The sequence below is a fragment of the Streptomyces sp. NPDC001914 genome, from assembly GCF_042891215.1.
Classification (GTDB): Bacteria; Actinomycetota; Actinomycetes; order Streptomycetales; family Streptomycetaceae; genus Streptomyces.
This window is the reverse complement of sequence record NZ_JBIASW010000013.1, coordinates 227559-238742: the sequence shown is the minus strand read 5'-3', so window position 1 is coordinate 238742 and position 11184 is coordinate 227559. Positions and strand designations below refer to the sequence as shown.

Sequence of the window (11184 nt, the reverse complement as noted above, 5' to 3'; positions counted from 1 at the left end):
GGCCCCCCCCCCGGGCGCGCGACCCGGCACCGCCCGTGCCGGGGGCCCCCCCCCCCACGGCCCCTGCCTTCTCACCTCTTGCTACGACGCCCCGGCCGGGTGGGGGGTGGAGAGGTCCGGCCGGGGCGCGCAACCCCCGTTCTCGCGATGGCTACTTGAGAGCGGCGAACGCCTTGGAGAAGGCGCCTTCGCTCTGGACGATGGAGCTGCAGACCGCGTCCGCGGAGTTCTTGGCGCCTCCTGCGCACTGCTTGTCACGGGTGGCGGACCACATCGAGAGCCAGCCGATGCCCTTGGACTTCGCGAAGGTCACGAGCTGCGAGGCGTCGTCGACCTTGAAGATCTCCGAGGCCACGTCGTTGACGCCGATCATCGGGGTGATGGCGACCGTCTTCCACGCGGCGCTGTCGGAGAGGCCGAGGACGCTCTTGATCTGCGCCTGGGTGGCCGTGGCGGCCTGCTCGGCGAGGTCGCCCATGTCACCGCTGAACGCGGGGCCGTAGTCCATCGCCATGATGTTCACGGCGCTGATCTTCACGCCGTTGGACTTGGCGTCGGCGAGCAGGTTGACGCCGTCCTGGGTGAGGCCCTGGGGCAGGACCGGCAGCGTGAAGGAGACGTCCAGGCCCGGGTGCTGCTGCTGGAGCTTGGCGATGGCCTTCGCGCGCTTGGTGTTGGCGGCCGTGTCGGGCAGCGCCCCGCCCTCGACGTCGAAGTCGACCTTCGTCAGCTTGTAGGCGTCCACGGCCTTGCCGTACGCCGCCGCCAGCGCGTCGGCCGAGGCGCAGGTGGTGGCGAGCTCCGAGCCGGAGGCTCCGCCGAAGGAGACCCGGACGTCGCCGCCCTTGGCGCGCAGCGCGCCGATCTGCGCGGCCACCCCGTCACTGGCGAGGTCGCTCACGCCTCCCCACTTCGGCGTGCAGCCGCCGCCGTCGGTGACGAACGCGAGGTTGTAGTTCTTCACACCGGTGGCGTCGGCCGCCTTCAGCAGGTCGAAGGCCGGGTACAGGGAGGTGTCGACGTAGGGCGCGAAGCCGGCGGTCGTCGTGTTGCCGCCGCCCGAGGTCTGCGTGGGGGTCGGGGTGGCCGTGGCGGTCGCGGTGGCGGTCGGCTTCGGGGTCGCACTCTGCGTCGCGGTCGCGGTCGGGGTGGGCGTGGCCGTGGCGGTCTGCGTCGGACGGCCGCTGGGCTCGGGCGTGGCCCCGTCCACCGAACACTTGGTGCCGTCGATGACACAGCCCGTCGGGTTCGCGGTGCCGTTCACGACGAAGCCGACGGTGACGGACTCGCCGGCCGCCAGCCCGTCCTTGTCCCAGGACGGCGGCGTCACGGTGACGTGCTGTCCGCTCACCGTCGAGGTCGCGTCCCACAGCGAGCTGAGCTTGGAGCCCGAGGGCAGGTCGAACTCCAGCTTCCAGTCCGGCTTGCGCTGGCCCGTGTCGTTGGAGACGACGTACTGCCCGGTGTAGCCCGTGGACCACTCGCTGGTCCTGGTGTACGCGGCGCCGACGCTGGAGGCGTTCGCGATGCCGGTGAACACGAAGGCGCCGCCGCCGGCGACGGCCGCCGCGACGATGCCGCCTATCGCCTTGTTCCTGCCACTGATCTTGCGCCGGTGCGTGCTGCTCATCGCGTGCCTGCCTTCGCGGATTCACGGGGGGTTCGCTGGGGTCGTCCCAGGGGGTGCGGGCATCACGCTAGCGATCCGGAATCAGTCAAACCGGGTGATACGGACGGCGGTTGAGGATCTTAGGGTCCGCTTAAGGAAGGCATCGGGAGACGTTAAAGGTCGAGACCAATGTGGGCGGTTTGCCACCCGCCGACGCCGCGCGCGGGCGGGCCCCGCGTGGGCCGGCGTCACCGGCCGCCAAGGCCAGGGCACGGCTGCATGACGGGCCGCCAAGCCCCTGGACGCCCACGTCACCGGCAGCTAAGCCGAGCGCACGCCCGCGTCCCGGTCGCTGAGCCGGGCACACACCCGCGTCGCCGGTCGGCGGGGCCGCCTCACCGGACGGTGGGCTCAGCGCACGCCCGCGTTGCGTCTGCGGCGGCGGACCGTGCCGCGGTGGCCGGTGCGGACCGGGGCTCTGCCGTCGAGCTGGATCCAGATGCGCACCTCGGTTCCGCCCAGGACGGAGGAACCGATCCGTACGTCCCCGCCCGTCGACTCCGCGAGCCGCCGCACGATGTCGAGGCCGAGGCCCGTCGAACCGTCGTTGCCCGAACCACGGCCACGGGCCATCGCCACCTCCGGATCCACGATTCCGGCGCCCGCGTCCGACACGAGGACGATCACCGCGTCCTCGGCGTTGTGCACGTCGACGGCGAAGGCCGTCCCCTCCGGCGTGTGGCGGAAGACGTTGCCGAGGAGGGCGTCGAGCGCGGCCGCGAGATCGGCGCGGGCCACGGGTATGCGGCACGGCCGGTCCACACCGGCCACCCGCACCTTGCGTCCCTCGTCCTCGGCGAGCGCCGACCAGAAGTCCATGCGCTCACGGACGACTTCGGAGGCGTCGCACCCGGCCCCGGCACCGATCGCCGCGGTCTGCGGCTTGGCCTCCCGGGCCGTCCTGATGATGGTGTCGACCTCGCGTTCGAGCTGCTCGACGGCGGCCCGGGTCTGCTCGGCGGCCGGCCCGTCGCCGAGCGAGGCGGTGTTGAGACGGAGCACGGTCAGCGGTGTCCGCAGGCGGTGCGAGAGGTCGGCGGCCAGCTCCCTCTCGTTGGCGAGGAGCTGGACGACCTGGTCGGCCATGGAGTTGAAGGCGACGGCGGCCTGCCGCAGTTCGGTCGGCCCCTCCTCGGGCACGCGGGAGCCCAGCTTCCCCTCCCCCAGTTCGTGCGCGCTGTCGGCGAGGCGCTGGGCGGGCTGCACCATCCGCACACCGAGGCGGTCGGCGACCGCGACGGAGCCGACGAGGAGGGCCACGCCGACCCCGGCGAGGACCGCCCAGGCCGTGCCGACGCCGTTGCTGACCTCGGCCTCGGGGACGTACACCTCGATGACCGCGATCTCGCCGGAGCTGAGTGCGACGGGCTGGAGCAGCACGGAGCCGCCGGGCACCTCCGCGGTGGAGGCCCGGCCCAGCCGCCGGGTCATGGCGACGTCCTTGGCGACGGCGCGCCGTTCACCGATCTCGACGGCCGCCTTGCCGTCGGCGGCGGGGATGTGCACGGCCATCTGCGTGTCCGAGCCGGCCGAGGCGACGACGCGCTCCAGCTCGTCCCGGTCGGTGGTGATGGAGAGCGCGGGCGCGATGGCGGCGGCCTGCCGCTCCGCGTTCGAGAACGCCCGGTCGCGCGCCATCTCCTTGATCACCAGACCGAGCGGGACCGCGAAGGCGACGACGACCATCGTCGTCACCGCCACGCACACCTTGACCAGTGCCCACCTCACAGCGGTCGCTCCGCTCTCGGCGGCTCCAGCTTCACGCCGACACCCCGCAGGGTGTGCAGATAGCGCGGGCGAGCCGCCGTCTCCCCCAGTTTGCGGCGGAGCCACGAGAGATGGACGTCTATGGTCTGGTCGTCGCCGTAGGCCTGCTGCCACACCTCGGCGAGCAGTTCCTTGCGCGGCACGACGACGCCGGGGCGCCCGGCCAGGAAGGCGAGCAGGTCGAACTCGCGCCGGGTGAGGTCGAGTCGTACGCCGTCCAGTTCGGCCTGGCGGCGCAGCGGGTCGATGGCGAGCCCGCCGACGCGGATGACCGTCGGCACGGGCGCCTCGCCCGCGGTGGTGCGCGACCGGCGCAGCACCGCGGCCATGCGCGCGGACAGGTGCTCGACCGAGAACGGCTTGGTCAGATAGTCGTCCGCGCCCGCGTTCAGCAGGCGGACGATCTCCGTCTCGTCGTCCCGCGCGGTGGCGATGATCACCGGCACGTCGGTGATCCCGCGCAGCATCTTCAGCGCCTCGGACCCGTCCAGATCGGGGAGTCCGAGATCGAGGATCACGACGTCGAAGGGGAAATGGGCGACCTCGCGCAGCGCTTCCAGGGCGGTGCCGACACTGCGCACGATGTGCGCGGCCTCGGTCAGATGCCGGATGAGCGCCGAGCGTACGAACTGATCGTCCTCGACAACGAGCACACTTGCCATGGGCCGCACCGTACGCCATCCGGTGGTGGCCGTCCGGGCCTGTGGACAACGCCCGTCAGGCACTTGTGGACAATCCCGGCCCGCCCCCTCGGACATTCCGGATCCTGCCGGGGCCGTGAGACACCCGTGGTGCTCGTGGTGCAGTATGGCGGCGATGCGCAGAGGACTCGTACACGTACTCGCGTGGTCGCTCGCCACGGGCGCGGCGGTCACGCTGTCGTGGTGGGGTGTCCACACCGTCATGACGGGGACGGCCTACGACCCGCCGCGGGCCCTGCCGATCACGGTGGCGGGCGCCACGGCCGAGGAGACGAAGCCCCTGGCGTCCTCGACGCGTCGGGCCGAACCGTCGAAGAGCGCCGCGACCAGGCCGTCCGCGACCCCGGAACCGAGTGCGAAGCCCTCGAAGTCGCCCTCGGCGAGCGGCGGTCCGTCACCGGCCCCGTCGGCCCCGGCCGCGTCCCCGTCCGCCTCCGGACAGGTCAAGAGCTACGACTCCGAGGGCGGCCGGGTGGTCTTCGACATCACCGCCACCTACGGGACGCTGGTGTCCGCGACGCCGAACACCGGCTGGTCGATGCAGGTGTGGAAGACCGAGACGTGGATCCGCGTGGAGTTCTCCTCGGGCGCTGACCGGGTGTCGGTGTTCTGCGACTGGCACGACGGGCCGCCGCACGTGGACATCGGGACGTACTGAGCCGGTCTCCGCGGCGAACGACCGCGCGTACGACGGGTCCTGCCGACGACGGGTCCTGCCGACGACGGGCCCCTGACGCCGGGTCAGCGGAAGACGGACGGCGGCGGCGCGGGTGAGGCGACCGCCACCGCGTCCGTGACCGGTACCGCGCCTCCCGTGAAGTCGATGAGTTCCCTGCCGTGTTCGACCCGGGCGGGATGCGGGTCGGAGGCGGCACGGCGGGTCAGTTCGGCGACGGGCAGGGGCCGGCCGGAGGCGACGAGGACGGCGTTGCCGAAGCGCTTGCCGCGCAGCACCGTCGGGTCGGCGACCAGGGCGAGTTCGGGGAAGACGGAGGCGACCGTGGCGATCTGGCCGCGGAGGTGGGCGAGCGGTGGCCCGTCGGCGAGGTTCGCGGCGTAGACCCCGGAGTCCTTCACGGTCCGGCGGACCTCCGTGACGAACTCGGCGGACGTCAGGTGGGCCGGTGTCCGCGCGCCGCTGAAGACGTCCGCGATGACCAGGTCCGCCCAGCCGTCGGGCACCTTGGCGAGCCCTTCCCGCGCGTCCACGGAACGCACCCGGATCCGGGCGTTCGGGTCCAGTGGCAGTTCGCGGCGCACCAGTTGGACGAGGGCCGCGTCGCGTTCGACGACCTGCTGGGTGGAGCGCGGGCGGGTGGCGGCGGTGTAGCGGGCCAGGCTGAACGCGCCGCCGCCGAGGTGGACGACCTGCACGGGCTTGCCGGGCGGGGCGACCAGGTCGATGACGTGACCGAGGCGCCGCTGGTACTCGAAGCTCAGGTACGAGGGGTCGTCGAGGTCGACGTGGGACTGCGGGGCGCCGTCGATGAGCAGGGTCCAGGCGCGTGCCCGGTCGCGGTCGGGCAGCAGTTCGGCGAGCCCTCCGTCGACGGCTTCGACGACCGCCTCGGCCCCGGCCTGCCCACGCCGCCCGCCCCGTCCGGTGTCGCGGCCGTCGTCCGCCCGCTGTTTCCTCGCCCTTGCCATCTGGCCATTATCGGGGCGCGCGGGCGGGTCGGCTCAGCGGCGGTCAGCGGGGTGCCCGGCCGCTCACCGGCAGCCGTCCGCCGCCTCGATCAGCCGCGCGGCCTCACCCAGCGCGGCCCGCAGGACCGCCGGATCGGTCGCGAGGTCCGCGTCACCGGGCGGCAGCAGCCAGTCCGAGCCCTCGACCGGTGGCTCGGGGGCCGCTCTCAGGCCACGGCCGTTGGTCTGCGTACAGGTGCTGCCGGGCACGTCCCAGGCGTCGGCGGTACCGGGCGGCACCAGGAAGCCCAGGGTGTCGCAGCCGTCGTCGTGCAGGACGGGCCCCACGAGGTTGTCGGCCGCGCCGCGGCGCAGGATGTCGACCGCCTCCAGCCCCTGGCGGGCCGGGACGGTCACCAGGTCGCACTCGGCGGCCGGCCGCAGCGGAACGCCGCACTCCTGGGACGGCGTGTGCTGCGCGGTCGACGGCGGCGTACGGAACTCGGTGCTCTGGGTGATCTGCATCCCGGCCTCCAACGGAACCCCTCCTCATGACGAGTGGGTCGGGAGTTCGGGCGGCTCCCGGTCCACCCGGTTCAACGCGCCGGGACGTCAACGGCTACGGCGAAACTCCGCCACAAAGGATGGCAGTTCATGGCAGATCGTGGATGAGATATCCGGTTTGTAGCCAAACCCAGCGTGGCGGCGTTGTCACAGCAGGTACGTTCTTGCCCCGCCGGAACCAGGGCACCTACTGGGTACAACCAGGTCAACTCAGCCCCGGGTCCGGCGTGGTTCGACGGTTCGCAAGAGAGGGCCCGGCCATGGCGTCGTCATCGGTGACCTCGTCCCCGTCCCCCCGGCCACCACGGCCGAATCTCGCCTTCCGGCGGTTGCGCGGCCAGCGCTCCCCGGGCGAGTTCGCCGCGTTGGTGCGGAGGGCCGCACGCGAGATCGGTGAGCGGGTGAGCTGCGACGCGCGCTACATCGGGCGCGTCGAGGCGGGCGAGATCCGCTGTCCCAACTACGCGTACGAGCGGGTGTTCCTGCACATGTTCCCCGGCCGCACGCTGACGGACCTCGGCTTCACGCCCCGCTCATGGGTACGCGGACGCGGGGCGCGCGACACGGGGGAGTCCCCCCTCGCGCACTCCACGAACCCTCCACACGCCCCGTATGAGACGGACGGGGCGCACGAGACGTATGAGACGTCGGGTCTGCTCCACGTCCCGGCCCCGTACGGCCCGCGCACCGCGCACCACACGGACAGCCCGCACGATCCGCACCGCCCGCACGATCCGTACGACCCGCACCACCCGCGGGATCCGTACGACCCGTACGAGAAACGCGATCAGAACCACGAGGAGAGCGACGTGCAGCGTCGCGCATTCATGACCGGAGGCACCGCCACCGTGGCGGCGGCCTCGCTGGGACCCTTCGGCGGCACCGCCGCGGCCGCCGAACGCCGCGTCCACCGGGCGGGTACGTCCGAGGCGGGCGCCCTCGAAGAGGCCGTCCGCCGGATCCGGCTGCTCGACGACAGACACGGGGCCGACGGGCTCTACCGGCGCGCGGCGGCACCCCTGCGCACCGCGTACGAACTGCTCGACGCGGGCACCACCCGGCAGACGACCGCCGACCGGCTGTACTCCGGAGCCGGCGAACTGGCCATCTCGGTGGGCTGGCTGGCACACGACTCGGGACGCTTCGACGACGCCCGCTCGCACTACGCGGAAGCCCTCGCGACCGCCCGGATGGCGGGCGACGCGGGCCTGGAGGCCCACGCCTTCTGCAACACGGCGTTCCTCGCCCGCGACGCGGGACGCCCGCGCGAGGCCGTGCGCGCGGCCCAGGCGGCCCAGCGCGCCGCACGTCCCCTGGGATCCCCCCGCCTGCTCTCCCTGCTCGCGCTGCGCGAGGCGGGGGGCTGGGCCGGACTCGCCGACCGCCGGGGATGCGAGCAGGCGATGGCCCGCGCACAGGCCCTGTACGGACGCGGCCCCTCGGAGACCGACCCCGAGTGGATGACCTTCTACGGGGAGGCCGAGCTGGAGGGCCTGGAGGCGCAGTGCTGGTCGACGCTGGGCGACTGGCCCCGGGCCGCCCGCCACGCGCGCCGCGCAGCGCACCTCCAGGACCCGCACTTCACCCGCAACATCGCCCTGTACACCGCGGAACTCGCCGACGACCTCGCCCGCGGCGGCCGCCCCGACGAGGCGGCGCTCGCCGGTCTGCGCGTCCTCGACCTGCTGAACGAGGTCCAGTCCTCCCGCATCCAGACCATGCTGGCGGGAACGGCCCGCGTCCTGCTCCCGCACCGCAGGGCCTCGGGCGTCTCGGCGTTCCTCGACCGCCACGCCGGTCTGCCCCGTACGGCCTGAGGGCCGCCGGGGACGCCGGTCAGGCGCTCAGGTGCCCGCAGTCGTTCCACACCTCGATCGCGGGCTCCCCGTAGGCCCAGCCGAGCACCGACAAAGAGGTCGGGTTGAGGCGTATGCGGGCCGCGAAGTCCAGCGGAAGGCCCAGCCAGCGGGCGCCTATGGAACGCAGGATGTGGCCGTGGGCGAAGATCAGCAGATCGCGGTCCTCGGAGCGGGCGTACGCGACGACCTCGTCCGCGCGCGCGGTGACCTGCTCCAGGGTCTCTCCCCCGGGGACACCGTCGCGCCAGATGAACCACCCGGGACGGATGTCCTGGATCTCGGCCGGGGTCATGCCCTCGTAGGCGCCGTAGTCCCACTCCAGAAGCGCGTCCCAGGTCGTCGCCCGCTCCCCGAAACCGGCGAGTTCGCACGTCTCGCTCGCGCGCGAGAGCGGGCTGGTGCGCACCTCGGCGGCGGGCAGCGCGTCGAGCGGCGACCGGTGCAGCCGCTCGCCCAGCAGTTTGGCCCCGCGCCGCCCCTCTTCCAGGAGCGGGATGTCGGTCCTGCCGGTGTGCTTTCCGGACAGTGACCATTCGGTCTGTCCGTGCCGGGCCAGCAGGATGCGCGGTGCCATGACGAGGAGCCTTTCCGGGACGGGCGGCGCGAATGGGACATCCGCTCACCCGTGGACGACTGAGGAGTGGGTCACTCCATCATCGCGCACCCCCGCTCCGGGCAACCCGGCGGGCGATCTCCGCGTCCTAGACATCCGGGGCGCCCCTTCGCGGCGTTCGCGTACACCGTAAAATCCCGGGGTGGCCACCGACCGCCGGTCACCACGGGCCGATGGACACGAGCAGATGGGGGAGGGCGATCGGATGCCGCAGACCGATGCACCGCGTACCGAAGCGACACCGCGCGCCCGGTCACGGTGGACCGCGCTCGGCGCGTCCGCCGCGTCGAAGGGGCGCCTGCGCTGGTGGACCGAGGTCCCGCTGATCCTGCTCGTGTACGGGGCGTACACCGCGGGCCGGCTGCTCGCCCGGGGCGACACCTCCGGCGCGATAGACCACGGCCTGGAGATCCTGCGCATCGAGAAGGCCCTCCACCTCAACGCCGAGCATCCGCTGAACCGGCTGTTCACGCGGGAGGCCTGGCTCGGCGTGCCCGCCGACTTCGGGTACGCCTCACTGCACTACCTGGTGACGCCGGCGATCCTGATCTGGCTGTTCCGCTCCAGGCCCCTGCGCTACCGCGCGGCCCGCACCTGGCTCTGGACCTCCACGTTCATCGGCCTGATCGGCTTCACCCTGCTGCCGACCTGCCCTCCCCGTCTGCTCTCGCCCGAGCACGGCTTCGTCGACACGATGGCGCAGTACAGCAGCTACGGCTGGTGGGGCGGCGAGGCGAGCGCCCCGCGCGGCATGGGCGGGATGACGAACCAGTACGCGGCCATGCCGAGCCTGCACGTGGGCTGGGCGCTGTGGTGCGGCGTGATGCTGTGGCGCCACGGCCGTACACCCGCCGCCAAGGTCGCCGCCGTCGTCTATCCGCTGTTCACCACGATCGTCGTGATGGGCACGGCCAACCACTACTTCCTGGACGCCGTCGCGGGCGTCGCCGTGATGGGCGCCGGCCTGCTGCTGACCCCGCTCGTCATGCGGGCGGCGAACCGCGTGCGGACCCTGCTGGCGGCCCGTGTCCCGTGGGCCGCGGGTGCCTCGGGGGGCGAGGGTTCCGCGATTGTCAGTGCGGGGTGCCAGACTTCCCCGGGTGAACGAATTCCCCGACAGCGCGAGTCCCGACCCGGGCCGGGAGCCGAGCCGGGTGCCGCCGCCACGGACGCGGGCGACAGCGCTGCGACAGCAGCTCGCTGAGCTGCGCGGACCGGACATCGCGCCGAAGGCGCTGGACGCGCGCGCCCTCGCGGCGCTCGCCGCCAACCCCGGGTGCGACCGGCGCGCCCTGCTGGACGGCGTGGGCGTGGACAAGGCGAAGCTGGCCGGCGCGCTCGGCGCGCCGTCCGCGTTCGGGATGTCGCAGTTCGCCTTCATGCGGGGCAACGCGTTCGAGGCACGGGTCAAGGCCGACGGCGGCGCCGAGCTGCTGCGGCTGGTGCACGAGAGGCTCGACCCGGGCGCCGAGCCGCCCGGCGCCGGTGCCGTGCCCGACCTGAGCGCGATCGGCCCCGAGGGGCGCACGGAACGTACGGCACTGGCGCTGCGCGAGGCCACCGGTGCCGGGGCCTGGACCCTGCTCGACCACCCGATGCTCGCCCTGGACGTCGCGGGCTCCCCCGCCTTCCTGGAGCCGGACGCCGTGGTCGTGCATCCGGACGGGGGCTGGACCGTCGTCGAGATCAAGTCGTTCCCGATGCTCGACGGCTCGGCCGACCCGGCCAAGGTGGGTGCCGCCGCCCGGCAGTCCGCGGTGTACGTCCTGGCCCTGGAGGAGGTCGCGGTCCGCCTCGATCCCGCTCCCGAGGTCCACCACCGCGTCCTGCTGGTCTGCCCGAAGGACTTCTCCAACCTCCCGGCCGCCTCGGCCGTCGACGTGCGCAAGCAGCGCGCGGTCACCCGCCGCCAGCTCGCCCGGCTCACCCGCGTCGAGGACATCGCGGCCGCCCTGCCCGAGGGCACCTGCTTCTCCCCCGGCCTGCCCGCCGAGGAGCTGATCACGGCCGTCGAGGCGGTCCCCGCGACCTACGCCCCCGAGTGCCTGTCCGCCTGCGAACTGGCCTTCCACTGCCGGGCCCGTTCACGCGCCGAGGGCGCGGTGACCTCGCTGGGCCGCTCGCTGCGCGCGGAGCTGGGCGGTCTGACGACCGTCCCCGACGTCCTGGACGCGGCGCACGGGAGGGCGGGCGACCCCGGGGATCCCGCCGTCGCGGCCCTCAGGAGGGCGGCCCTGCTGCGCGCGGAGGCCCTGCGCGGCACGACCCCGGAGACCCGCACCCGAGCGGCAAAGGCCCTGGTGCCGACCCCGGCGGGGGCAGGGAACGGTGGGCCGGAGGACCCCGCCGGGGTACCCACCGTCCCCGGCTCCCGGGCCCCGCGGA

At 73.3% G+C, this 11184-nt stretch carries 9 protein-coding genes and 1 pseudogene; 4 read left to right on the top strand and 6 right to left on the bottom strand.

The genetic code is table 11. The features are described 5' to 3' along the window. Window positions 1–151 precede the first annotated feature (151 nt). The 3 genes from ACFYYF_RS31200 to ACFYYF_RS31190 form a co-directional block, all read right to left on the bottom strand. A complete protein-coding gene (locus ACFYYF_RS31200) occupies window positions 152–1630 on the bottom strand; it encodes a cellulose binding domain-containing protein (RefSeq protein ID WP_388780817.1) in 1479 nt (492 codons plus the stop codon). A gap of 390 nt (window positions 1631–2020) precedes the next feature. Further along, the gene (locus tag ACFYYF_RS31195) at window positions 2021–3397 is read right to left on the bottom strand and encodes a sensor histidine kinase (protein ID WP_388780816.1); all 1377 of its coding nucleotides are present in this window, start codon (window positions 3395–3397) and stop codon (window positions 2021–2023) included. Continuing rightward, on the bottom strand, window positions 3394–4098 hold the full coding sequence (locus ACFYYF_RS31190; protein ID WP_388780815.1) for a response regulator transcription factor: 705 nt from the start codon (window positions 4096–4098) through the stop codon (window positions 3394–3396). Before ACFYYF_RS31190 ends, ACFYYF_RS31195 begins: the two co-directional genes overlap by 4 nt. A 154-nt stretch (window positions 4099–4252) precedes the next feature. Between ACFYYF_RS31190 and ACFYYF_RS31185 the strand changes: the two genes are divergently transcribed. Beyond that, entirely contained in the window at window positions 4253–4795 is a 543-nt protein-coding gene (locus ACFYYF_RS31185) for a hypothetical protein (protein WP_361681729.1), read from the top strand. Between the two features lie 83 nt (window positions 4796–4878). Here the strand turns inward: ACFYYF_RS31185 and ACFYYF_RS31180 are convergent, their stop codons facing one another. Further along, a complete protein-coding gene (locus ACFYYF_RS31180; RefSeq protein WP_388780814.1) occupies window positions 4879–5784 on the bottom strand; it encodes a spermidine synthase in 906 nt (301 codons plus the stop codon). A gap of 63 nt (window positions 5785–5847) precedes the next feature. Next, a complete protein-coding gene (locus tag ACFYYF_RS31175; protein ID WP_361681723.1) occupies window positions 5848–6288 on the bottom strand; it encodes a hypothetical protein in 441 nt (146 codons plus the stop codon). 299 nt (window positions 6289–6587) lie between these two features. Between ACFYYF_RS31175 and ACFYYF_RS31170 the strand changes: the two genes are divergently transcribed. Beyond that, complete coding sequence (locus ACFYYF_RS31170; protein WP_388780813.1) at window positions 6588–8144, top strand: hypothetical protein; 1557 nt, start codon at window positions 6588–6590, stop codon at window positions 8142–8144. A 19-nt stretch (window positions 8145–8163) separates the two neighbouring features. On the opposite strand, the gene ACFYYF_RS31165 is transcribed toward ACFYYF_RS31170, so the two are convergent. Next, window positions 8164–8760 (bottom strand): histidine phosphatase family protein, encoded by a 597-nt coding sequence (locus ACFYYF_RS31165; RefSeq protein WP_388780812.1) that lies wholly within the window; start codon window positions 8758–8760, stop codon window positions 8164–8166. Window positions 8761–9004: 244 nt separating this feature from the next. Here ACFYYF_RS31165 and ACFYYF_RS31160 point away from each other — a divergent pair, with 244 nt between their 5' ends. Next, the gene (locus ACFYYF_RS31160) at window positions 9005–10003 is read left to right on the top strand and encodes a phosphatase PAP2 family protein (protein WP_361681714.1); all 999 of its coding nucleotides are present in this window, start codon (window positions 9005–9007) and stop codon (window positions 10001–10003) included. Continuing rightward, window positions 9954–11090: pseudogene (locus ACFYYF_RS31155) on the top strand (hypothetical protein); the annotation flags it as partial. The gene ACFYYF_RS31160 and the pseudogene ACFYYF_RS31155, both read left to right, overlap by 50 nt. Window positions 11091–11184: the final 94 nt, after the last annotated feature.